This window comes from Mesorhizobium sp. P160187, assembly GCF_057766425.1.
Window position 1 is genome coordinate 1,038,042 of the sequence record NZ_JBYMDX010000003.1, and the last position, 23,069, is coordinate 1,061,110.

Annotated in this window: 24 protein-coding genes, 1 tRNA gene and 1 pseudogene; 15 read left to right on the forward strand and 11 right to left on the reverse strand. The window is 61.6% G+C overall.

The genetic code is table 11. The features are described 5' to 3' along the window. Positions 1–388 precede the first annotated feature (388 nt). Complete coding sequence (locus AC3CCE_RS08310) at positions 389–892, forward strand: hypothetical protein (RefSeq protein ID WP_023686685.1); 504 nt, start codon at positions 389–391, stop codon at positions 890–892. A 691-nt stretch (positions 893–1,583) separates the two neighbouring features. On the opposite strand, the gene AC3CCE_RS08315 is transcribed toward AC3CCE_RS08310, so the two are convergent. From AC3CCE_RS08315 to AC3CCE_RS08330, 4 genes are all read right to left on the reverse strand, one after another. Continuing rightward, positions 1,584–1,874 carry a hypothetical protein gene (locus AC3CCE_RS08315; protein ID WP_156932561.1) on the reverse strand — a complete coding sequence of 97 codons (291 nt, stop codon included), beginning with the start codon at positions 1,872–1,874 and terminating at the stop codon, positions 1,584–1,586. 62 nt (positions 1,875–1,936) lie between these two features. Then, on the reverse strand, positions 1,937–3,421 hold the full coding sequence (locus AC3CCE_RS08320) for a type ISP restriction/modification enzyme (protein WP_352623489.1): 1,485 nt from the start codon (positions 3,419–3,421) through the stop codon (positions 1,937–1,939). Between the two features lie 37 nt (positions 3,422–3,458). Further along, complete coding sequence (locus AC3CCE_RS08325; protein ID WP_352623491.1) at positions 3,459–3,755, reverse strand: hypothetical protein; 297 nt, start codon at positions 3,753–3,755, stop codon at positions 3,459–3,461. Between the two features lie 10 nt (positions 3,756–3,765). Beyond that, positions 3,766–5,145 (reverse strand): N-6 DNA methylase, encoded by a 1,380-nt coding sequence (locus AC3CCE_RS08330; protein ID WP_352623493.1) that lies wholly within the window; start codon positions 5,143–5,145, stop codon positions 3,766–3,768. A 172-nt stretch (positions 5,146–5,317) separates the two neighbouring features. Here AC3CCE_RS08330 and AC3CCE_RS08335 point away from each other — a divergent pair, with 172 nt between their 5' ends. Then, on the forward strand, positions 5,318–6,721 hold the full coding sequence (locus AC3CCE_RS08335) for a lipopolysaccharide biosynthesis protein (protein WP_023714963.1): 1,404 nt from the start codon (positions 5,318–5,320) through the stop codon (positions 6,719–6,721). Next, positions 6,721–8,001 carry a GNAT family N-acetyltransferase gene (locus AC3CCE_RS08340; RefSeq protein WP_352511801.1) on the forward strand — a complete coding sequence of 427 codons (1,281 nt, stop codon included), beginning with the start codon at positions 6,721–6,723 and terminating at the stop codon, positions 7,999–8,001. The genes AC3CCE_RS08335 and AC3CCE_RS08340 overlap by 1 nt, the downstream gene beginning before the upstream one ends. Positions 8,002–8,021: 20 nt before the next feature. On the opposite strand, the gene AC3CCE_RS08345 is transcribed toward AC3CCE_RS08340, so the two are convergent. Both AC3CCE_RS08345 and AC3CCE_RS08350 read right to left on the reverse strand, forming a co-directional pair. Further along, positions 8,022–8,636 carry a hypothetical protein gene (locus AC3CCE_RS08345; RefSeq protein WP_050589749.1) on the reverse strand — a complete coding sequence of 205 codons (615 nt, stop codon included), beginning with the start codon at positions 8,634–8,636 and terminating at the stop codon, positions 8,022–8,024. A 145-nt stretch (positions 8,637–8,781) separates the two neighbouring features. Further along, positions 8,782–9,612: a hypothetical protein gene (locus tag AC3CCE_RS08350; RefSeq protein WP_352623496.1), complete on the reverse strand. Its 831-nt coding sequence runs from the start codon at positions 9,610–9,612 to the stop codon at positions 8,782–8,784. A 605-nt stretch (positions 9,613–10,217) separates the two neighbouring features. Here AC3CCE_RS08350 and AC3CCE_RS08355 point away from each other — a divergent pair. Beyond that, positions 10,218–11,369 carry a YncE family protein gene (locus tag AC3CCE_RS08355; protein ID WP_023815698.1) on the forward strand — a complete coding sequence of 384 codons (1,152 nt, stop codon included), beginning with the start codon at positions 10,218–10,220 and terminating at the stop codon, positions 11,367–11,369. 133 nt (positions 11,370–11,502) lie between these two features. Next, a complete protein-coding gene (locus tag AC3CCE_RS08360) occupies positions 11,503–12,078 on the forward strand; it encodes a cation efflux transmembrane domain-containing protein (protein WP_027050716.1) in 576 nt (191 codons plus the stop codon). Positions 12,079–12,266: 188 nt separating this feature from the next. On the opposite strand, the gene AC3CCE_RS08365 is transcribed toward AC3CCE_RS08360, so the two are convergent. Then, a tRNA-Leu gene (locus tag AC3CCE_RS08365) sits at positions 12,267–12,351 on the reverse strand. 206 nt (positions 12,352–12,557) lie between these two features. Between AC3CCE_RS08365 and AC3CCE_RS08370 the strand changes: the two genes are divergently transcribed. Next, positions 12,558–13,142, forward strand: coding sequence for a YqaA family protein (locus AC3CCE_RS08370; protein WP_023673756.1), 585 nt, complete (start codon positions 12,558–12,560; stop codon positions 13,140–13,142). 62 nt (positions 13,143–13,204) lie between these two features. Then, the gene (locus AC3CCE_RS08375) at positions 13,205–13,723 is read left to right on the forward strand and encodes a disulfide bond formation protein B (RefSeq protein WP_023714966.1); all 519 of its coding nucleotides are present in this window, start codon (positions 13,205–13,207) and stop codon (positions 13,721–13,723) included. A gap of 265 nt (positions 13,724–13,988) precedes the next feature. Here the strand turns inward: AC3CCE_RS08375 and AC3CCE_RS08380 are convergent, their stop codons facing one another. Then, on the reverse strand, positions 13,989–14,546 hold the full coding sequence (locus AC3CCE_RS08380; protein ID WP_352623499.1) for an HNH endonuclease: 558 nt from the start codon (positions 14,544–14,546) through the stop codon (positions 13,989–13,991). A 128-nt stretch (positions 14,547–14,674) separates the two neighbouring features. Continuing rightward, the gene (locus tag AC3CCE_RS08385) at positions 14,675–15,316 is read right to left on the reverse strand and encodes a DNA-3-methyladenine glycosylase family protein (RefSeq protein ID WP_352623501.1); all 642 of its coding nucleotides are present in this window, start codon (positions 15,314–15,316) and stop codon (positions 14,675–14,677) included. Positions 15,317–15,389: 73 nt separating this feature from the next. Between AC3CCE_RS08385 and gluQRS the strand changes: the two genes are divergently transcribed. Further along, positions 15,390–16,265: a tRNA glutamyl-Q(34) synthetase GluQRS gene (gene gluQRS, locus AC3CCE_RS08390; protein ID WP_352623503.1), complete on the forward strand. Its 876-nt coding sequence runs from the start codon at positions 15,390–15,392 to the stop codon at positions 16,263–16,265. Here the strand turns inward: gluQRS and AC3CCE_RS08395 are convergent, their stop codons facing one another. After that, complete coding sequence (locus AC3CCE_RS08395; RefSeq protein ID WP_023671677.1) at positions 16,266–16,553, reverse strand: hypothetical protein; 288 nt, start codon at positions 16,551–16,553, stop codon at positions 16,266–16,268. Between the two features lie 219 nt (positions 16,554–16,772). On the opposite strand from AC3CCE_RS08395, the gene AC3CCE_RS08400 reads away from it, so the two are divergent. Beyond that, the gene (locus tag AC3CCE_RS08400; protein ID WP_352623505.1) at positions 16,773–17,648 is read left to right on the forward strand and encodes a DMT family transporter; all 876 of its coding nucleotides are present in this window, start codon (positions 16,773–16,775) and stop codon (positions 17,646–17,648) included. Here the strand turns inward: AC3CCE_RS08400 and AC3CCE_RS08405 are convergent. Next, on the reverse strand, positions 17,645–18,496 hold the full coding sequence (locus tag AC3CCE_RS08405) for a YihY/virulence factor BrkB family protein (protein WP_023671675.1): 852 nt from the start codon (positions 18,494–18,496) through the stop codon (positions 17,645–17,647). The two genes, AC3CCE_RS08400 and AC3CCE_RS08405, sit on opposite strands and share 4 nt — an antisense overlap. A 60-nt stretch (positions 18,497–18,556) precedes the next feature. Between AC3CCE_RS08405 and AC3CCE_RS08410 the strand changes: the two are divergent. The 6 genes and pseudogenes from AC3CCE_RS08410 (at position 18,557) to AC3CCE_RS08435 (ending at position 22,982) form a co-directional block, all read left to right on the forward strand. Beyond that, positions 18,557–19,418: pseudogene (locus tag AC3CCE_RS08410) on the forward strand (SDR family oxidoreductase). 24 nt (positions 19,419–19,442) lie between these two features. Then, the gene (locus AC3CCE_RS08415; RefSeq protein WP_023671673.1) at positions 19,443–19,634 is read left to right on the forward strand and encodes a twin transmembrane helix small protein; all 192 of its coding nucleotides are present in this window, start codon (positions 19,443–19,445) and stop codon (positions 19,632–19,634) included. Between the two features lie 19 nt (positions 19,635–19,653). Beyond that, a complete protein-coding gene (locus tag AC3CCE_RS08420) occupies positions 19,654–20,235 on the forward strand; it encodes a cob(I)yrinic acid a,c-diamide adenosyltransferase (protein WP_023671672.1) in 582 nt (193 codons plus the stop codon). A 31-nt stretch (positions 20,236–20,266) separates the two neighbouring features. After that, the gene (locus AC3CCE_RS08425; protein WP_352623507.1) at positions 20,267–21,067 is read left to right on the forward strand and encodes a rhomboid family intramembrane serine protease; all 801 of its coding nucleotides are present in this window, start codon (positions 20,267–20,269) and stop codon (positions 21,065–21,067) included. A gap of 215 nt (positions 21,068–21,282) precedes the next feature. Beyond that, on the forward strand, positions 21,283–22,032 hold the full coding sequence (locus AC3CCE_RS08430; protein ID WP_023671670.1) for an electron transfer flavoprotein subunit beta/FixA family protein: 750 nt from the start codon (positions 21,283–21,285) through the stop codon (positions 22,030–22,032). 20 nt (positions 22,033–22,052) lie between these two features. After that, on the forward strand, positions 22,053–22,982 hold the full coding sequence (locus AC3CCE_RS08435; protein ID WP_352623509.1) for an electron transfer flavoprotein subunit alpha/FixB family protein: 930 nt from the start codon (positions 22,053–22,055) through the stop codon (positions 22,980–22,982). The last annotated feature ends 87 nt before the right edge of the window (positions 22,983–23,069 follow it).

Consider the following 23,069-nt stretch of genomic DNA (forward strand, 5'->3'; position numbering starts at 1 on the left):
GCCGTGGCGAACTGCCTGATGGCCTGCCGCTCGGTGGAATCGGGCCTGTCCTGGGAAAGACCGGCCGGCCAACCTCCGTGCTCGGCCGTCTATGGCGGTTCGCGTCGAAGCTGCCTGCGTATCTGTCTGAAAGGCGGCGCTTGCCCCCGGAAGGCGGCTATCTGAGGCGCGACATCGGGCTATCGGAGCGGGACGTCCCGCAGGAATATTGGCAATATTACTTTTGGGATCGTTGATTTTGCACGGTTTTTAATGGCTGCGGCCAAAGCCCGGCAACGGAAGCCGCATCGCATGAACCGGGACGGACAAACCAAATCCTAAACCAACGCCGCAGGCGTTTCGGCATCGGCCGCCGTCGCCTCAAGCGTCAACAAACGAACGGAAGACCATGACCAAAATGCTTTGGACGACACGCTTCGCGGCTTTCGCCGCCATCTCGATCGCGGCGGGTGCGGCCGCCCAGGCGCACGACGCCAACCCGTTGGCCGAAAAGGTGCGCGCAGCCAACAGCCGCTTCGAAAATGTGGCAGCCGCCACCGCCGAAGGCTATGCCCCCATCCCTTGCGCCAGCGGCATCACCGGCGGCGCCATGGGCATCCACTATGTCAACGGCGCCTATCTCAAGGACGATGCCGTCGATGTCGCCAAGCCCGAAGCGGTGATGTACGAGCCGACGGCCGACGGCAGCCTGAAGCTGATAGCGGTCGAATACATCACCTCGAAAGGCCCGGCCTCGCTCGAAGGCCAGCTGTTCAACTTCAACAGCGCCCCCAATCGCTACGGCCTCGGCCCGTTCTACGAACTGCACGTCTGGGCATGGAAACAGAACCCGACGGGCGCCTTCGCCGACATGAACCCGAACGTGTCGTGCGACGCCATGAAGGGGATGTAACGCCTCACATGTGACACCTCGGGCACCGGACATCCGGTGCCTGGCCATCCCCCTTGGCGGGGGAGGGGCGAGCGCAACGCCGACCGGCTCCCCAGTCTTCCCCGGCGTTCGCTCGCCCTTTTGTTTCCTCCGACTCGCCAAGCCCGAGACAGCGATGCCCGAGCCGACGACAACCCAGGGCTGGCGTATCCGTTTCTACGCCGCCTTCAGCCGCACCATTTCGGCCTCGAACTCGAACTTCAGCTGCGCGGCTTCTTCTTCCGGCAGCCAGAGCACCATCTGGGGCACGATCTTGCGGTAGAGCCGGACACTGTCCTGATCCAGGGCAGCGTTTCCACGCTTCGCGCCTCGGCGATAAGCCTATGCAATCGCGCGCGTACCCGGCCAGGATCGCCATGATAATAAACAGTCAGCGCAACAGCTCGGACTGTTCTTCGGCGCCAAAAAGATCGAGTTGATTTCTTGCCATGTCCACGGATGTAACGGGTCGATCTGGGCCGAACTCTGCCTCATCCCGTTTTCATGAAGCGACCACCCGTAACCGGCGTATCCCCTGTTCCTGACGCAGCCTGTCAGTTGACAGCTTCGCGCCGGCTGCCAGCCGGGCTTTGTTATTGCCCACTCCCCACCTGGGGGGAGATGGTCGGTAGGCCAGAGGAGGGCACTGTCCGGCCCAGCGTATCAATATTTCCTAAGCTGCCTTGAGCCGTTCCCATTCCTGGTCAAACTGGAAGCAGTACTGCGCTGCCTCCTCGTCAGACAGCAGCCCGGCCATCTGTGGAAAGATTGTCCGGTAGAGGCTCTGCTTGGACCAATCCCAAGGCATCGACTTTGCCGCCCTCGCTTCGGCAAGAATGCGCTCTAGTCGCCGCCGCACTTTATCCGGATCGGGCTGCCACACGGGCTGCGTGAGTTCGGTCCCGAACAGGTCGCCCTGCGAGTCGACATTACCGAATAGGTCAGGTTCGCTTTGCTTTGTCATGGCGCCTCGAATCACCCCGATCATGACAAAGCTTGGTGGACGATGCGAGTGGCGTCGCCAGCTTATCCCCGGTTGGGAAAAGCCTGTGCATAAGCAGTATCAATGCGCGCTATCTGCTCATTCGTGAAGGCCAACGCGTCGGCGATACGCCCGACTTGGTTGATTTCGTCGAGTGATAGCATTCGCTCTTTGCGCGATTTCAGATATTTGTCGATCACTTGATAGCCGCCAATATGGAAATTCCACACCGCCTCCGGCACAGGCGCAAAACTCTGTGTTTTATTAATTGAAATGCGCTCATCTTCCGCCGACCAACGCACATGCTCAACCTCGTTAGCCCCTTTGCCGTGATAGTTTGCTAGGCTCCGCCGAGGCAGATCATGAAGCAGATGTGCCTGCACCAAGGCCCACCCAAGCAGAGACAGCACCTCGAAATCTTTTGCCTTCTCGGCAAAAGGAATGCGTGGGAAATCAATGCGAAGAAACGCAGCATAATGCGACCGGTAAGCTGGCGCGTGCAGAACCGCATAGATGTAGCCGAGAATTTCTTCCGGCGAATAGTGGTGGTCGTACCCCCTGTCGAGGAAAGCGCGGAAATCGGGGGAGAGGTTCTCTGACTTGGTTCCAGTTACATCATACAGCCATAGCGGAAACGCGTAGTTCGCCTCGCTTGAGGCATCCGAGACGGTGCAATCATTCGCGGGCGTTTCGACGACGAGCGAGTGTCGCCAGCTGCCGGTTCCAATTTGACGAGAAACCAGCAATTGAAGATTTTGCTGCCAAGCCACATGGTCGAGCAGTTCCCTTCGGGGATAGTCCATGAACTCTGGACCAAAATAACATGGTCGGTCATCAAAGGGTCGAAAGGCGCAATCGATGATGGGACGTTCCGGATTTTCCGCTTTCTGTAATGATTCGCGTGCGTTTTTGAGCTGCCAGTCCCGGTTGTCTTTGAGGAAATACAGATCCCTGAGAACCTGATCTGATTTGCTTGTGTCGCACATATCTCGGACGCGAGACAGCATCTCTTGGCGATCAAACGCCACGGCGAAATGGTCCCTATGAGTTTGAAATCCTAGCACATTCGCAGAGAAGATTTGCCTTTTATCGGATGCAGCGCTCAGGCTATCCGCGATCTGCCACCATTGCCCGTATTCTTCCCATCCAGTCCAGTCGACCGCTGAGAGCATGAAGTAGGGAGAGAACGGTTTAGGTCGCGACCATTCGATCGTGGAGATCTCTGCCTCGGCACACTCCTGATATTTGGACAGCCGGCTTCCCCAGATGTCCGTATGCCATACCCCTTGCTCAGCATCCTTCTTTTTAACTAACAGCGCGATCGCCACGCCTTTCTGAATATCAAAGACGTTTTCATTCTCTTTGCCCTCTGGCACCAGCTCCTTGGGCTTAGTACTGCCGTGGAGATCGACCAAATATATCTGGTCGAAGCTGCGCAACAGACTTTGGCGCATACCGCGAAATGTCGGATTGTCCAACCATGAGTGATTGGTGATAATTCCGACGACCCCTTCTTCGACCTCGTCCATTTTCAACTGAGCAAACCGAATGAATTTGACATAGTCGTCATTCAGCCATTTCGGATTCTTTTCCCCCAGCGGCTTTTTTCACATCACTAAAGACCGGATTTCCGTCCGCGTCCGTCTCCGTTTGCACACGACCGAAGGTGTATTTATAGCCGTCAATAGCAGTTGTGATCCACTTTCCCTTATTCTTTGAATGGCCTGCATAAGGCGGGTTGCCAAGGATCACGAGGATCGGCTTCTCCTTAACGGTCTGCGCTTCCCTCACCTCGTTCGACAGCTCCGGTAAGAAGGCGCTTTTTTGCGGCTCAACAGGCTCCAACGTGTTGGTTAAGAACACCTGTAGCCGTTCATTTTCTGTCAGCGGATGGCCTTTGTCCTTGGAGATACTGCGAAAGCTTCAAATGGGCGATCGTATAGGGCGCGATTAGGTACTCAAATCCGTAGAGATTCTTGAGCATGTGCTCGCGCACCACAGCATCCGCCTTGCCTGTCTCCGGCCCGCCTATGTTGTCGAAGATGCGTTGCATCACTTCGAGCAGGAAAGTGCCCGTTCCTGCCGCAAAATCTAACACCGTCACCTTCTTGTGGTCGGCAAGTCCGTCGGCGATTTGAAACTGATTTTTTAGGATGTCGTCTACAGCCCGCACAATGAAGTTAACCACCGGTGGTGGCGTATAGTAAACGCCACGTGCCTTGCGTGTCTCCTTGTCATAGGCTCTCAGAAAGTCTTCATAGAAATAGATGAACGGATCGCGCTCGAAGAGCCGGTGCTCTTCTTCGTCCCCGGCACGGATCTTGCGACTGATCGCCTTGCGCTGGCGGAACGACAGGTCTTCGCGAATGTTAGCTATGGCGAGGCCGTTGACGATCGATAGAATCTCGTCGACCACCCATTTCGCCTCATCATATTCGGTCTCCTGCATCTCCTCCAAAAATCGGACTAGTTCGCGGATCAGTCGAAAAGATCCGGGAATGAAGCGGCGCACGTTGTCGAGCCGGATGATTTCGTCGTCGCTCGCGTTCAACTTTGCGAGAAAGAGACCGTAAGCAAGCATCTGCGCGAACGCGTCGGCGAACTCGGTAACTGTTAGCTCATGGAAGACCTGCTCGCGAAAAACGTCGTAGAGTCCATGTAGTCTCCCTTCTTTGTGCACTTTTGTCTGTCGAACCAGTTCCTCTGTCAGGTAGTCGCGAAGCAGCTTCGATCGGGTCGCTAGAGCGACCGCCAGTTGCTGTGCCCTTTGCAAACCCTGCGGGGGAGAGGAGAAGAATGCCGCGAGCAGCTTTGACACCGCTTCGGCCTTGTCCGGGTTAACTTGGATCGTGCGGCTTTCGATGTCGTTAGGAAAGGCCAGCGACTGGCGGTCTAGTATCTTGCCGGCACCGTCAATGCGGATGAAATGGAAATAGTCGGTGACGACGATATTGTCCGATAGCTTGCGATACTTGACGATTTGGTCGGACTTCAAAATCTTGTCCAGGTTTGCGCCAATCTCTTTCACCTCGACATATCCAAGGATCATGCCTTGCCGCTTCACTTTGAAATCTGGTGAGCCCTTGTCGGCGTCTCGTTTCGGCTCGTGTTGCACTTCAATGCCGGGCGCCATCGCGTCCACAGCGAATGTATTAAGAAAGTTTTCAAGCGCGGCTCGCCCGGTATGTTCCGTTCCGCCATCGCGGTAGTTGGCCGCCAGCGCCTTCAAATACCTATCGAAACGAATGTCCATGCGCTCCCCCTATTCTAGCAATGAACCCGTAACTGATGTTCTAAGCAAGCGTCGACAAGAAATCGTTGGCCTTTCGTCCGCTCCGGCGGACCGCCTCTCCGCCCACCCTTTCTTAATGTGTCTCCGCTACATCGAAACCTTGAAAAGAGGCGGAAAACGGAGAGACATCGGGGTGCGCTTTTCCGCGGCGACGACGGCCGGGCGGTTCTTGCCGCAGCGCTTGGCGCTGCGCATGGGGCCTCTGCTTGGCCGCATCGATGCGGTGCTGTTCACCGCCGACGAGCGCGGCGAAGCCGGTCGCATGTCGCTGATCGCCTTTGCCATCCGCATCGTCAGCGCCGTCATCGCCTTCATCAGCCAGGTGCTGATGGCGCGCTGGATGGGCTCGTTCGAATACGGCATCTTCGTCCTCGTCTGGGTGACGATGGTCATCGTCGGCAACCTTGCTTGCCTCGGCTTCCACACCTCGGTCATCCGCTTCATCCCCGAATACCGCGAACGCAACATGATGGCCGAGCTGCGCGGCATCGTGGTCGCCAGCCGCCTGTTCGTGCTGATTGCCTCGACCGCGATCGCCGGACTTGGCGCACTGGGCGTCTGGCTGTGCGCGAACTGGATCGAGAGCTACTATGTGATGCCCTTCATCCTCGGCCTGTTCTGCCTGCCGATGATCGCCATGGGCGACCTGCTGCAAGGCCAGTCACGCGCCAATTCCTGGGCGTTGTTTGCGCTGTCGCCGACCTATCTGGTGCGGCCGGTGCTGATCCTGGCGCTGATGGCGCTGATGCTGGCGCTGGGCTATGCGCCCGACGCCAGGACAGCGATCTTCGCCTCGATCGCCGCCACCTACGCCACCACGCTCGGCCAGCTCATCGGCGTGACCACGCGCATGGGCAGGAATATCCCGCCCGGGCCGATGAAGGTGCATTTCGGCGAGTGGTTCATCGTCTCGCTGCCGATCTTCCTGGTCGAGAGCTTCTTCTTCCTGCTCACCAACGCCGACGTGCTGATGGTCGGCGCCTATCTCCAGCCCAATGACGTCGCCGTCTATTTCGCCACCGTCAAGACGCTGGCGCTGGTGCATTTCGTCTATTTCTCCGTCAAGGCCGGCGTTGCCCAGCGCTATGCGCAGTTCACCCATGGCGAACCGGAAAAGCTCGCCGCCTTCGCCCGCGAGACGGTGTCATGGACGTTCTGGCCGTCGCTGCTGATGGCGCTGCTGGTGCTGGCGCTCGGCGAACCGATGCTGGTGCTGTTCGGCCCCGAATTCACCGCCGGCTATCCGCTGCTGTTCCTGCTGGTGTTCGGCGTCGTGGCGCGCGCCGCCGTCGGCCCGTGCGAAAGCCTGTTGACGATGAGCGGCAACCAGAACATCTGCGCCGCCGTCTATGCCATGACGCTGGCCTTCAACATCGGCCTCAACGTGGTGCTGATCCCGCTCTTTGGCCTGTGGGGGGCGGCGATCGCCACCAGCCTCGCCATGGTCTTCGAGGCCAGCGCCCTGTCCTTCACCGTCTGGCGCAAGCTCGGCATCGTCATGCTGATCTTCGTGCCCGCTGCCGAGGGAGCCGCCTGATGGCCGCCATCCCGCTGATCGAGGAAACCAGCGGCGGTCCGGCCGGCGCCATGGTGTCCGGCCTTGCCGGCCTGGCGCGCGACGCCGATCCGGCGCATCTCGAGATCCTCGCCAACAACCGGCCGCTGCGCAAGCTGGCGATCTATCCGGCTTCGGCCGGCTTCGAACTGGTCGAGGAACTCGACTATCTGTGCACCCGCACGATCGAGCCCAACGTCTTCTTCAACCCGCGCTTTCTGGCGCCGGCCATGCCCCGGCTGGAAGATCGCGAGGTCAAGCTGGCGGTGATCCGCGACGGCGACGAATACCGCAACCGGCTGCGCCTGCTGGTGCCGTTCTCGGTCGAACGGCCGGCCGTGCCGCTCGGCGTTCCGGTGATGCGCACCTGGTCGAGCCCGTTCGGCCCGATCGGCACGCCGCTGGTCGACCATGACGACCCGATCGGCGTCGTCGAGGATTTCTTCGGCATGCTGTCGCGGCCGCATCTCAAGCTGCCGAAGGTCTTCGTGCTGCCCGACATGCGGCTCGACGGCGCGTTGGCCAGCGTGCTTGCCACCGTTGCCGAGACGCGCGGCCTGACAATGGTCACCACCGGCAAGGCGGACCGGCCGGTGCTCGAAAGCACCCTCGACGGCGAGGCGTATCTGAAAGCATCGCTGCGCGCGCACCACTACCGCGAATTCCGCCGCCTGAAACGGCGCCTGGGGGATCTCGGCAGGCTGGAGCATGTCGTGGCGCGGGGACCGGACGAAATCCGCCACGCCATCGAAAATTTCCTGACGCTGGAGGCGGCCGGCTGGAAGGGCCGCGAGCGCACCGCCATGGCCATCGACCGCTACCGCGCCGCCTTTGCCCGCGAAGCCGTGCACCGGCTGGCCGAGCACGACATGTGCCGCATCCATTCGCTGACGCTGGACGGCCGCACGATCGCCTGCCTGGTCGTCTTCGTCGAGGCCGGCGTCGCCTACACCTGGAAGACCGCTTATGACGAGACGCTGGCGACCTATTCGCCGGGCACGCTGCTGATGATCGAGGTGACCAGGCAGCATCTCGACGACCCCAACATCATGATGACGGATTCCTGCGCCGTGCCCGACCACCCGGTGATGAGCCGGCTGTGGAGCGAGCGCAAGCCGATGGGCTCGCTGGTGATCGGACTGACGCCGGATGCCGACCGCCTCGCCCGCCAGGCCGCCTCGCAGCTGCATCTCTACCGCGAGACCCGCAACATGGCCCGCCTGCTGCGCAACCGCGTGAAGAGTTTGCTGGGACGGCGATAGAGCCGATGGCCTGCGCGTTGTTATAGTGGCGGAGCGCGACCGGGCTTCTTGATCTGAGACTTTGTAGTAATCGCGGCAGCTGGCGGTTCCGGTTTTTGGACCGGCGGGAGGGGGGCTGGAATTGGGGGGCTATCGGGCGCCTTGGGAGCGCTGGTGCCGACTTTGACCAACATGGCAGAAATCTTCCACTGCCGGTCGATAGGAGCGAAAACAAGTTCGAAGTTTAGCTGCATCGCGGCAGAGGGAAAAAACCCTGCCATATGCAGCATGCCGTTGGATTCGATTTGCGGCATCAACGTCAATTGCGGCTCGAGCACGGCTACACCGCTGAGATCAAGCCCTTCGTTGCGCTGCTTCGCGAAAATCTCACCCAGCCGAGCAGGGTTGTTGGCTTGAAAGTCCGGGGCGCCAAGCTCACGCAGCACGGAATAATTTCCGGTCCTGTTTGCATGGTCGAGTGCCAGCAATGTGGACCTGACCAAGATCAGGACGCCATTGTGGTCGATGTCCGCCGGTTTTGGGGCGTCGGACACCTTGGACGCCGAACGACCATCCTTCTTAGCCTGTGCGTGGGCGGGAAGCACTTGCAGGCAGCAGACGGCCATGACCAAGGCCAGCCACGTCAATCGGCGCATTTTTCACACCCTCCGGCCAAGGCCGCCGGCTCTTGCTCCATCCTCGGCGCTTGCAGGCAGGCGCTAAAACTCGCCGGCTAGACCGAGGCGGAAACCATGGCTGGTTCCACCGCCATAGGCATAACCCGCGGTGAACGCGAAAGGTTCATCGAAGTCGAGGCGATGAGCGAGCGAGCCACCGAACCGTTTCACCCTTGAAATAACCGACATTGCCGGCCCAGCTCGTGCGGCCCGGAACGGACGGCATTGGGGCAGTTGTCATTGCTATTGCCGCTGCGATGCCCTGACGGGCCTCGGTGCGATTCTCGGAAATCTCCGTCCCTAGTTCAGAGAAGCCGCTCTCCAGCGCGCCGACTCGTCCGTCGAGCGATGCGATATCGCTGGTGTTTGTCGTCACACGCGTATCGAGCGACGCGAGCATGGTGTCGTGTCCGGCAAGCCGGCCGTCTTGCTCCGTATCCTTCGCTTCCGTCTGCGTGATCCGCGTCTCGTGATTGGCGAGGGTGGTGTCCTGCTGGACGTTTTTGGTCTCGACGCCGGTGAGCCGAGTATCTTGCTGCGTGTTCTTGGCTTCGACATCGTCTAGTCGGCCATCCTGCTCAATGTTCTTTGCTGAAGCGTCGCCGACGACGCCGTCAACATAATCCTTGTTGGCCGCATCCGTTCCTGCCGTCGGGGTGCCGACGTTCGTTACGATGTTGCCACCCATATCAACCGCTCCACCGAAGGTCGCCGCACCCGTCGCCGCGTCGAAATTAATTTGGCTGCCGTTGGGGCCAATAGTGATACCCGGTGCGGGCACAAAATAATCGTCGGAGTCCGAACAATCGTCGTTTATTGTGGTGCCGATCACGCCGGCAAAGCTGCAGATCGTGTTCTCTGGATCTCCCGCGTCACCACCGAAGACGACCTGTGCCGAAGCTGGCGCTACCGAAGAAAGCATGAGAATGAGAAAAAACACTGACAGCGAGGCCACTACGCAGCCAAATCGGCTCTCGTGAGAAGCTTTGCAAGTTGAGTCCATCACGCCCTCCACCACCATTCCCTGCGTAAAGGTGATCGGCGGCCCAAGGTTGAGTCAATCGTCAATAGCGGTTTTCCTCCCGAATCCAGGCCCAGCTCGGCGACATGGCGTTCTCGATGTTGCTCCTGAGCAACAACTTATGCGGTCATTAGCAGGCAGTGTGTCAACCTGTGTGCAAGGTGGACGAGGAGATCCGAGGACGTTCGCAACGTGAGGTAATGATGGAAGCCATGCAATATTGCGAGCGAAATTGAGCGCTTCGGCGGCAGTCCGGACGTGGGCAATCTCAGTGCAGACGGCAGACAGCTTTGACTGTCCGGCCGCTTCGATGGCGGCGCTGTAGCGCGGTCAAGGCATCCGACGCGCCAAAGCAGGCTGATATTGACCGAAACGGATTTTGATCTTGGTTGCTATCGAGCCGCTTGTGCTCGCGATACAGGTCACCAATGACTGCGCCAACCGCGCGGGGAGCCTGAGAAAAGCCACTGGATCAACGGCAAGACACCAGCTATGGCTCCGGCGGCAATTTCGGCCGGCCTTCACGACAAGCCATCCTGATGATCAGAACCTTTTTGCGTCACGCCGGTCCCCGTGCGGCCTTTTTGCTGCTTGCGCTGCTGCCTGTCCGCGCCTGGGCCGATAGCTGTCCCGAGGATTGCAGCGAGCCCGCGCCGTCCATCAACATCTACAGCCACACCGCCGCCAGCCATCTCAGCCCGGCCACGCTGGGTGCACTGCCGCGCGTCTATGTGCCGAACCGCTCCTCCAACAGCGTCACGGTGATCGACACCATGACACTCAAGGAAGTCGACAGGTTCCCGGTCGGCAGCAAACCGCAGCACGTCGTGCCGTCCTGGGACCTGAAGACGCTCTGGGTCGCCAACAATGGCACCGGCAAGAACGGCAGCCTCACGCCGATCGACCCGATGACCGGCAAGCCCGGCCCGCAGATCGCCGTGGACGATCCCTACAATTTGTATTTCATGCCGGGCGCGGCCATCGTCGTCGACGAAGCCCTGGAGCGGCTCGATTTCCGCGATCCTCACACCATGGCGCTAATGTCGAGCCTGCCGACGCCCACTTGCCCCGGCATCAACCACGCCGAATTCTCGGTCGACGGGGCCTACGCGATCTTCACCTGCGAATACGGCAATGGCGGATTGGCAAAGATCGACCTGAAGAACCAGAAGGTGCTTGGCCATCTCGACTTCTCGAAAATGGGCATGCCGCAGGACATCCGCCTCTCGCCCGACGGCAAGGTTTTTTACGTCGCCGACATGATGAATGACGGCGTGTTCCTCGTCGATGGCGACAGTTTCAAGGAGATCGGCTTCATCCCGACCGGCATCGGCGCCCATGGCTTCGTCGTCAGCCGCGATGGCAAGCGGCTCTATGTCTCGAACCGGGGCTCGCACAAGATGGAGCAGGGCAAGGCAAAGGGACCGGGCAGCGTGAGCGTGATCGACTTCGCCACCCGCGCGGTCGTAGCACTTTGGCCGATCCCCGGCGGCGGCAGCCCCGACATGGGCAATGTCAGCGCCGACGGCAAACAACTATGGCTGTCCGGCCGCTTCGACAGTGCCGCCTACATGATCGACACGACAACAGGCGCCGTGACCAAGTTTCGGGTTGGCTCAGAGCCGCACGGCCTGACGGTGTGGCCGCAACCGGGACGGTATTCCCAAGGCCATACGGGAAATATGCGCTAAGTCCGCGTTCGAGGCGCGCTCGAACGCAAGGGGTCGCAAAGGGCGACCGCTCGTCGGCCCGGAACGAGCAGGGGCTTTCCTTGGACACCGCGAAGCTGTAGCTCCACACACTGGTTTCGGATACCGCCAGAAGATGAACCTCCGCCGCATCGTCCTCATCGTCGCGCTTCTCAATCTTGCCTATTTCGGGATCGAGTTCGCTGTGGCGCTCGCCATTGGATCAGTGTCCCTGTTCGCCGACAGCACCGACTTTCTTGAAGATGCTTCCGTGAACCTCCTCATCCTGCTCGCACTTGGCTGGTCTGTGCGCTCCCGTGCGCGGGTGGGGATCGCATTGGCGCTCATCCTTCTCATGCCGGGTCTGGCAACGCTCTGGACGGCTTGGGAAAAGTTCAACGCGCCGGTGCCGCCGCAGCCCATCGCCTTGACCTTGGCGGGACTTGGCGCCCTCGCCGTCAACCTGTCCTGTGCCTACATGCTGGCCGCGCACCGGCATCGTGGCGGCAGCCTCACAAAGGCGGCCTTCCTGTCGGCCCGCAACGACGCCTTGGCCAACATCGCCATTATTGCCGCAGGGTTGGTCACGGCCTTGCTCTGGCATTCCGCGTGGCCCGATTTGGCGGTGGGATTGGGGATCGCGGTCATGAACGCCGACGCGGCCCGGGAAGTGTGGGAAGCTGCCCGTGAAGAACACCGTGCGGCGGCCTGAGAGCACGTAGAGCTTGGCTACCGGCCGCCGCTGATTGGCGCTATCGCTGTCATCCTCAGCAGCCGCGGTTGGCTCTGTGTTCGAGGCACTGTTCGAACCCGGAGGGTTCGCAAGGGCGACCGCCCGTCGGCCGGTCAGGCCGCCCCATCGGAGCCCATGAGCGAAGCGAACTGGCGTGAGATCAAAAATGGTGCCCCTAGCCGGAATCGAACCAGCACTCCTTGCGGAACTCGATTTTGAGTCGAGCGCGTCTACCAATTCCGCCATAGGGGCTCAGGCCCAAAGGCCTGGATGGGCGCGGACTATACGGTTGGAGGCCTGTTCGTCAACTAGCCAAATGCGCCGCCGTGCCCTGCTTGCGGCAAAAGCCCGCCTTTCTGTTTCATGACGCTCCTGCCATTGTGCGGCGCGGAAAATCTTTCTAGACAGACGCGCATCAAAGCGCGTTGCGTCTGGGCAACCTGCATCCAGGAGAGCCGATGCTTCGCGGACTTTACGACTGGACCTTGTCGCTGGCGGCCCGCAAATCCGCCGAATGGTGGCTGGCCTTCATCGCCTTCGTCGAAAGCTCGGTGTTTTTCATACCTGCCGACGTCTTGTACCTGCCCATGGCTTTGGCGCGGCCCGAACGCGCCTATCGCTACGCGCTGACCGCCACCGTTGCGTCCGTGCTGGGCGGCATTGCCGGCTGGCTGATCGGTTACTATGCCTACGACACGATAGCACGGCCGATGCTGGAGCACTTTGGCGGCCTTGACGCGTTCGAGAGGTGGCAGTCGGCCGGCACCGGGCTGATGCTGGTGCTGCTCGTCACATCGGGTGCCGCCCACCTGCCGCCGATCAAGGTGGTCACCATTCTGGCAGGCGCCCTCCACGTCAATCTTTTCGTCTTCATCGTCTCCGCCATCCTGGCGCGTGGCGCTCGTTTCCTGCTTCTTGCCTGGCTGCTGCGCCGCTATGGCGAAGAGATCAAGGAATTCATCGAGAAGCGTTTGGGATTGATCGTCGGCGCCGGCGCCGCCGCCCTGATTTTGCTCTATATCGTCGTCAAATACGCCTTCTGACCGCCCAAGGCGGGCGGTGGGTCAGGACTATGCCGGCGGACGGCGAATTCAACGGACGAAACATGACAGCCACGATGACAGCCGATACCGGACGCCAGCGGACGCGCACCGCTTTGTTTCTCGCCGTCGCCATGGCCGCCACGGTCGGCTCCGCGCTCGCCTTCCAGCACATAGGCGGCTACATCCCCTGCCATCTGTGCCTGGAGCAGCGCACGCCCTATTATATCGGCGCCCCGCTGATGCTGCTGGCGGTGATCGCCTCGATGTTCAGCGCACCCGCATGGCTGACGCGCGGCCTGCTTGCCGTCGGCGGCCTGCTGATGCTCTACGGGCTCTATCTCGGCGTCTATCATTCGGGCGTCGAATGGGCCTGGTGGCAGGGCCCGGCCGATTGCACGGCCGGCGCCGGCCCGGTCGACACCGGCGGCAAGGGCGTGCTCGACGCGCTCGACAAATTCGTGCCGCCATCCTGCGACAAGGCAGCCCTTCGTATCCTCGGCCTGTCGCTGGCCGGGTGGAACGCTATCGCCAGCTTCATCCTCGCCGCCATCGCCTTCCGCGGTGCGCTGGCGCGCGACTAATCAAGTGCGAGGTCGCGCCATGCGGCCAGTCTCTAAATGTTGGCACCGCCCCTCATTGCCCTGCCGGGCATTTCTCCCCGTGTAGTGACGGGGAGAAAGACGCAGTCATCAATGGTTTCGCCAATCCCGAACGCTGAAAGAAGGGCGCCGAATTTGCAGCCAATTCCCTATCTCCCCGTCACTATACGGGGAGAAGGTGGCGGCAGCCGTATGAGGGGCAGCACCCGACATCGGCGATTGCCCTGGCAAGGCCGATCGCCAATCCCTACGGCTCCAACTCCACATCCCAGTAGAGGTAATCCATCCAGCTTTCATGCAGATGGTTGGGCGGGAACAGCCGGCCATTGTTGTGCAGGTCGTGCACGGTCGGCTGGTAGGGCTTCTGCAGCGGCCACATCTTGGCGTGCGTCGGCATCATGCCGCCCTTCCTCAGATTGCAGGGTGAACAGGCGGCCACGACATTCTCCCACGTCGTCGCCCCGCCGCGATGGCGCGGGATGACGTGGTCAAAGGTCAGATCCTCGGGCGTGCCGCAATACTGGCACTGGAAGCGGTCGCGCAGGAACACGTTGAAGCGGGTGAATGCCGGGTGCCTCGACGGCTTCACATAGGCCTTCAGGCTGACGACGCTGGGCAGCTTCATCGAAAAGGTCGGCGAAGACACCGCATGCTCGTATTCGGCGACGATGTTGACCCGGTCGAGGAACACCGCCTTGATGGCATCCTGCCAGGACCAGAGCGACAAGGGGTAATAGCTGAGCGGACGGTAATCCGCATTCAGCACCAGCGCAGGAAGCCCATCCGGAGATACGGCAACCGTCACCTTGTTGACCTCCTCGTTCTAGAACCGATCGGCGTGGATACTGTAAGCCCGACATGACAGGGATGTGAAGCGGATTGTCATCAGCCAAACGCGGCAAAAATGCAGGGTTTTCATGCTTTTTTGCGGTTTCAGGCCGGAGGTGCCGCGTCCCGGCCCCTGGTTTCGCGATAATAGGACCAGAAAAGCCGCGATGCGACACCTCGCCACGGGCTCCATGATTCGGCCAGGGCGATCAGCGTTTTCTCCGGCGGACGCGGCTCGATGCCGAGCGCGTGGCCGACCGCGCTCTGCAGCGCGACGTCGCGCGCGGGGAAAATATCGGGGTGGCCGGCGGCAAACAGGAGATAGACTTGCGCCGTCCACGGGCCGATGCCCGGCACCGCGATCATAGCCGCGATCGCCTCTTCGGCGTCGAGCAAACAGAGGTGATGCAGGTCGAGCCCCTCAACCACGGCCTGCGCAACCGCGATCAGACCGCGCTGCTTCGGCCGCGACAGCCCGGCCTCGCGAAACATGTCCTCGCCGGCGGCAAGGATCGCCTGCGGCGTCAGCGGATCGACCAGTTTCACCAGCCGGCCGAAAATCGCATCGGCGCTCGCACGGGATACTTGTTGCGAAACGATAATGGAGGCCAGGCTTCGAAAACCGGGTTCCGACAGCCGCAGCGGCACCTCGCCAGCCATGCCGCGCACCTTTTCCAGGCGCGGATCGATTGCGCAAAGCGCATCCAACCCGCGCGCAATATCGTCCAGTGTCGCGATGCGTTGCATGTTTCTTGTTCCTGAACCGACCGCACGGTAGCAATTGGCAAAACCGCTGCACAACCCGATTGCCGCTTGTGAGATGATGCTCCTGACATTCCGCTTCGCGCCGAGCCCGAATGGCGAACTGCATCTCGGCCATGCCTATTCGGCACTGCTCAACCAGCAACTGGCGCGTGCGGCCGGCGGCCGCCTGCTGCTGCGCATCGAGGACATCGACACGATCCGCTGCACGCCTGAATTCGAGGCCGGCATCTTTCGCGACCTCGAATGGTTAGGTCTCGAATGGGAACAGCCGGTGCGGCGCCAGGCCGAGCATTTCACCGACTATCAGGCCGTGCTCGACCGGCTGGTCCGCGAAGAACTCGTCTACCCTGCCTTCATGAGCCGTGGCGAGATCAGGGCCTTCATCGCCGACAGCGAAAAACGCGGCCGCGACTGGCCGCGCGACCCGGACGGCGTGCCGCTTTATCCCGGCGCCGACAAGGCGCTGCCGATCAGCGAACGCAACCGCCGCATCGCCGAAAATGCGCCCTTCGCCTGGCGCCTCGACGTCGATGCAGCGCTGGCGCGCGTCGGCACGGATTTGTCCTGGCGCGAATTCACCAACGAGACGCTTTCGGCGACGCAGCGTGTCGAGGCGCGTCCGCAGGACTGGGGCGACGTCATTCTGGCGCGCCGCGACATCCCGACCAGCTATCACCTGGCCGTCGTCGTCGACGACGCTCTGCAAGGCGTCAGCCATGTCGTGCGTGGCCGCGACCTTTATTCCGCGACCGGCATCCAGCGCCTGCTGCAGGAACTGCTCGGCCTCGGCCAGCCGCAGTATTTCCACCACCGTCTCATACTCGGACCGGATGGGCGCAAACTGTCGAAGAGTTTTGCTGATACCGGCCTTGCCGCGCTGAGGCAGGCAGGCATGTCGCCGGACGATGTCAGGCGGCTGGTCGGGCTCTGACTAAAGCCGGGCTAGCCCCGCCTTGAGCAGCGCCAACGCGCCGATAAACGCGAAGGCGCCGCCCAGTCCCCAGGCAACCGCGAGCTTCAGATCTCTCAGGACGATGCCATGTTCGTTCGCGGCCATGACCGCGGCGAAAAAGCCGAGCGTGAACAGCAGCGTGTTGCCGGTCGACCCAAAACCGTCCTCCTGCATGATGGCGTCGAGCGCTGAGCCGAAGAAGAAGCCGAAAACGGCCACACTGGCCACCGTCATCAACAGCCAGCTTGTGTCGAGATGCAACAGCATGCGCGCTCCCTGTCGAAGCCAAAACGCCATGTCGCCGGATCCATCGACAGAAGTCGATTGCCCTGACGCCGCCCTTTGAATTCGGCCACCTCCTACATCAGGATCAGCTTATGTACCAATTGTTTCGCTTTGCTTGCCGGATTGAACCGCATTAGAGCAATTGCCGTATTTGTCTCTTCACCGAATCGGACCTCTCCACCGGAAACGGCTTCCCCGAAAATGCACAGTCTCAAGCGGTTCATCCCCGCCTCGTTTGTCGTCCTGTGGGCGACAGGTTTCATCGGCGCGCGCTACGCCATGCCCTGGGCGGAGCCCTTCACCTTTCTGGCAGCCCGCTTTGTCATCGCCGCCTTGCTGCTTGCCGGGCTGATGCTCGTGCTTGGCTCAAAGCGAGCCACAAGGGCAGAAGCGCTTCACGCCACGGTCGCCGGCATCCTCATGCATGGCATCTATCTCGGCGCGGTGTTCTGGGCGATCCACAGGGGCATGCCCGCCGGGCTTTCGGCGCTGATCGTCGGCCTGCAACCGCTGATCACCGCCGTGCTTGCCGGCCGATTCCTCGGCGAGGACATCCTGCCGCGCCATTGGGCCGGCCTTGCCGTCGGCCTTGTGGGAGTGATCATCGTGCTGTGGCCGAAGCTCGGCGCTCTCGGCGGCGGCGTTACGCCCGAAACCCTGACGGCGTCGCTGGTCTCGGTGCTGGGCATGAGCGCCGGGACCATCTGGCAGAAGCGCTATGCCTCGGGTGGCGACCTGGTGGCGGCGACGATGTGGCAATATATCGGCGGCGGCTCGCTGATGATCCTGGCCTCGCTGGCGCTTGAGACCCGCACGGTGATCATCAACGGCGAACTGATCTTCGCCATGGCCTGGCTGGTCCTGGTGCTGTCGATCGGCGCCATCTTCCTGCTGATGGTGATGATCCGCGACGGCGAGATGTCGAAGGTCGCGTCGCTGTTCTACCTGGTGCCGGCCGTCACCGCTGTCATCGCCTGGGCGCTGTTCGGCGAACAGCTCAGCCTCGTGCAGATCGTCGGCATGGCAATCGCGACGCTCGGCGTCGGGCTGGCCACGGCTCGGCCAGCCAAAACCTAGCTGCCGACACGTGCGCGCGCTTCGAGAAAGCGGCTGATCGCCGCATTGAGTTCGCCGCCGAGGATGAAGATCGCCGACAGCATATAGAGGAAAACGACGGCGATCATGATCGAGGCGAGGCCGGCATAGGTCGTCACATAGGACGAGAAATGGTCGAGGTAGGTCGCGAACATCGTCGAGCCGACAAGCCACGCAGCCAGAGTGAAGATGATGCCAGGCACCAGCGAGACAAAGCGGCGCTTGCCCGCCGGCAGCCAATAGTGGACGGCAAACAAGCCACCAATGATGACGGTTGAGGCGATGACGTAACGCCATAGCGTGATCGTGCCCGTATAGGGTTTGATCCACTCGAAATGAGCTTCCGCCAGCCGCGCCAGCAAGGGCGCAAAGACCAGGAGCACGCTGATCGCCAGGAAACCGGCCGTCGCGATCAGCACGAAGAAAATGCTCTGCACCCGGCGGTAGATGATGCCGCGCGTTTCGGCGACGCGGTAGGCGCGGTTGAGCGAGGTGCGCAGCGCCTCGATGCCGTTGGAGGCGAAATAGGCCGCCAGCAGCACGCCGTAGGTCAAAAGATCGGTGCGCCGCACGGTCAGCACGTTGAGCACCTCGCGCGCGATAGGCTTGGCGATCTGTTCGGGCCAGGTGTCGAAGACCAGGTGCACGGCAGTATCGGCGAACGCCTGCGCGCCGAGGAAGCTCGCCAGTGTGGTGGCGAAGATCAGGAACGGGAACAGCGCCATGAGCGAAGTGATCGCCAGATGGCTGGCCATGGCCCAGCCGTCATCGGTGTTGAAATGGCCAAGCGCGTCATAGAGCACGCGGCGCAGCACGACGATATTCCGCATCAAGAGCCGCGTTCCCTTCGATTGTCTCGACGCCGCGAATATGGGAAGGGATTGTGGCAAATGGCAACCCTTGCTCAAACCACGATGCCGCCTGCCAAAGAGTTGCGCACCATCATCGTCACCGGCGCCTCGTCCGGGATAGGCGCCCACTGCGCCCGTGCGCTGAAGGCGGATGGCTGGCGGGTGTTCGCGACGGCGCGCAAGCCTTGAAGACATCGCCGTGCTCGAGGCCGACGGCATCGAGGCCTTTTATCTCGACTACCGTGAGCCGGACTCCATCGAAGCCCTTGCGGCCTCGGTGCTGGAGCGGACCGACGGACGCCTCGACGCCCTGTTCAACAACGGCGCCCATGCACAGCCCGGCGCCGTGGAAGACCTGCCGGTTGCGGCATTGCGCGAGCAGTTCGAGGCCAATTTCTTCGGCTGGCACGACCTCACCCGACGCATCGTACCGGTAATGCGTCGCCAGGGACATGGCCGCCTCGTTCATTGTTCCTCGATCCTTGGGCTCACGCCGATGCCTTTTCGCGGCGCCTACTCAGCCTCCAAGCACGCGATCGAAGGCCTGATGCTGTGCATGCAGCAGGAACTCAGCGGCATCCATGTCTCGCTGATCGAACCGGGGCCGGTGACCTCGAAAATCGCCAGCAACGGGCTGTTCTGGTTCCTGAAGAACATCGACCACAAGAATTCCGTCCACCACCTCGCCTATGCCTCGCAGCTGGCACGGCTTCGGGCCGGCGGCAGTTCATCGCGGCTGAAAAAGGGGCCGGAGGTGGTCTATGCGGCCTTGCGCCATGCACTTCTGTCGCGGCGCCCACGCCCGCACTATGTGGTAACAGTGCCGGCCAGGATCGGCGTGATGCTCAAGCGCATCCTGCCGGCATCGATGCTCTACCGCGTTCTGGCCAGACGCGCCTGACCGCAACAGAACTGGGAACAGATCATGGCAACCGTCATCAAAGTCCTCCTCGTCCTCGTCATGGTCGCCGTGGTGATCGTGCTTGTCCGCGGCCTCATCAACATGATGCGCGGCGGCTCCGGTGTGAGCTCGAACAAGCTGATGCAGGCACGCGTGCTGCTGCAGGCGCTGGCGTTGGCACTGATCCTGCTGGTGGTGTATTTCACCCGCAAGTGACGGCCGTTCGGGAGGCGACGTGGTCAAGCTCAACAAGATCTACACCCGCACCGGCGATGACGGCACCACTGGCCTCGGCACCGGTGAACGCAGGCTGAAATCCGACCTGCGCGTCGATGCCTACGGCACCGTCGATGAAGCCAATGCCTGCATCGGCATCGCCCGCCTGCACACAGCGGCAAGTTATCCCGCCATCGACGCCATGCTGTCCCGCATCCAGAACGATTTGTTCGACCTCGGCGCCGATCTCGCCGTGCCCGACGACGGCAAGCCGCTCGGCTACGAGCCGCTGCGCATCATCGCCTCGCAGACCGACCGCGTCGAAAAGGATATCGACCTTCTCAACAAGGATCTGCAGCCGCTCAAATCCTTCGTGCTCAATGGCGGCACGCCGGCGGCGGCAGCACTTCATCTTGCCCGCACCGTGGCGCGACGGGCCGAGCGGATCATGGTGGCGCTGGCGCAGGACCCGGCCGAACATGTCAATCGCGAGGGGCTGAAATACATAAACCGCGTCTCCGACTTTCTGTTCGTCGCCGCCCGTGCGGTCAATGACAACGGAAATGCCGACGTGTTATGGGTGCCCGGCAAGAACCGCTGAATTTTCTCGAAGGCGGGAAAGGGCTTGGGGCATGTTCATCCCGCTTTACGACTCCAACAGGTTGCGGCACATCCGGCTGCAATATGTGACGATCGGCCTGATCGCGGCCAACGCGTTGGTCTTTCTCATCACCACGATCGGCGGAGAAAATTTCAACAACGCCGCCGTGCTCGGCCTCGGCTTCATCCCTTCGGTTGTCCACGACACGGCAGAACTCTCGCCCCAATTCGTCATCATTCCCGAGAGCCTGAGTTACCTTACCTATGCCTTCCTGCATGCCGATATCTTTCATCTCGGCGGCAACATGCTGTTCCTGTGGGTGTTCGGCGACAATGTCGAGGACGCACTCGGCCACATCCGCTACCTCATCTTCTACCTGCTTTGCGCCATCGCCGGCGCCTTCTTCCAGGGGCTCGTCGCCTGGAGTTCGGAGGTTCCGCTGATCGGCGCCTCCGGCGCCATTGCCGGCGTCGTCGCCGCCTATCTGGTCCTCTACCCCCGGGTGAAAGTGTGGGTGCTGGTCTTTGCCCGCATTCCGCTGCGTATCCCGGCCTTCATCCCGCTGATCCTGTGGATCGGCTTCCAGGTGGTGATGTTTGCCGCCGGCGGCGAAAACCAGATATCCTGGGCCTGCCACATTGGCGGCATCATTGCCGGTGGCGTGCTGGTGCTCATCATGCGCAGCCGCGGCGTGCCGCTGCTCGCCGGTGACGACGGCGAGCCGGAACCCGCCGATCAGCCAGCCGCTTCTACTGGGCCGGCGCCAGCCGGTCCGGCTCCCGTGCAACCTGAGACGCGTTGGGGCCGGGGTGGCGCTTCCGGTCACAACTGAACCGATTTGAGTGGTTTGGCCGCTGCCGTGGCATATTGACGTGTTGCGTCGCCACAACTACGGAGAGCGCCACCGCTAGGCGGCAGAAGACCAGAATTCGTCCGGCCAGGATTCCGTTTGGCCGCAATTCAGTCAGGAATGTCGGCTTTCGACAACTCTGCGGAGGCGCACGCTGCTATAGCGCGCCCGGATATCTCAGGAGAGGTGACAGGCAAATGAAGATCCTTGTGCCCGTGAAGCGGGTTGTGGATGCGAACGTCAAGGTTCGCGTCAAGGCTGATGGTTCGGCGGTTGAACTCGCCAATGTCAAGATGGCGATGAACCCGTTCGACGAGATCGCGGTGGAAGAGGCACTCCGGCTGAAGGAAGCCGGCAAGGCCGAAGAGATCATCGTCGTTTCGATCGGCCCGCAGCAGGCGCAGGAAACGCTCCGCACCGCGCTCGCCATGGGCGCCGACCGCGCCATCCTGGTCAAGACAGATGAACAGACCGAGCCGCTCGGCGTCGCCAAGGTGCTGAAGGGCGTCGTCGACGCCGAGCAGCCCGGCCTCGTGATCCTCGGCAAGCAGGCGATCGATGATGACTCGAACCAGACCGGCCAGATGCTGGCCGCCCTGCTCGGCTGGGCACAGGGCACCTTCGCCTCCAAGGTCGTGCTCGACGGCGATAAGGCCAAGGTGACGCGCGAAGTCGATGGCGGCCTGCAGACGGTGGAACTGAAGATGCCGGCGATCATCACCGCCGATCTTCGCCTCAACCAGCCGCGCTACGCCTCGCTGCCCAACATCATGAAGGCCAAGAAGAAGCCGCTCGACGAAAAGAGCCCGGCCGATTACGGCGCCGACGTCAAGCCGCGCCTGAAGGTGCTCAAGACCGAGGAGCCCAGCGGCCGCAAGGCGGGCGTGAAGGTCAAGAGCGTCGCCGAACTGGTCGACAAGCTGAAGAACGAAGCCGGCGTGCTCTGAGACTGGAAGGAACAGATAAAATGACCATTCTCCTCATCGCAGAACACGACAACGCAACTCTTTCCGACCAGACCGCCAAAGCGCTCTCGGCGGCGCTGCAGATCGGTTCGGACGTGCATGTGCTGGTGGCCGGCAAAGGCGCCAAAGGCGCTGCCGACGCCGCCGCCAAGCTCAAGGGCGTGAGCAAGGTGCTGCTGGCCGAGGCCGACGAACTGGCCGAGCGCCTCGCCGAACCGCTCGCCGCACTCGTTGTCTCGCTGGCCGGCGCCTACGACACCATAATCGGGCCGGCGACCTCGTCGGGCAAGAACGTCGCGCCGCGTGTGGCGGCCCTGCTCGATGTCGCGCAGGTCTCCGAGATCATCGAAGTGGTTTCACCAGACACGTTCAAGCGGCCGATCTATGCTGGCAATGCGATCCAGACGGTGCAGTCTACCGACGCCAAGAGGGTCATCACTGTGCGCACCGCCTCCTTCCAGGCTGCCCCCGAGGGCGGCTCGGCAGCTGTCGAGCCGGTGAAGGCCGCGGCCAATCCCGGCCTCTCCACTTTCGTCGAGAACAAACTCTCGGAAACCGACCGTCCGGAACTGACCTCGGCCAAGATCATCATTTCGGGCGGCCGCGCGCTCGGCTCCTCGGAAAAGTTCCAGGAAGTCATCCTGCCGGTCGCCGACAAGCTCGGTGCAGCCGTCGGCGCCTCGCGCGCTGCCGTCGACGCCGGCTACGCCCCGAATGACTGGCAGGTCGGCCAGACCGGCAAGGTCGTGGCGCCGGACCTCTATATTGCCGTCGGCATTTCCGGCGCCATCCAGCACCTTGCCGGCATGAAGGATTCGAAGGTCATCGTCGCCATCAACAAGGACGAAGAGGCGCCGATCTTCCAGGTTGCCGATTACGGCCTGGTCGGCGACCTGTTCGTCATCCTGCCGGAACTGCAAAAGGCGCTTTGACGCTCTCTGCCAAAGCGTATTAAATTGTGAAAGGGTGGGGTAGACGAAGCTGCCCCACCCTTTTAGTTTGCACTGCACAAAAAGCAG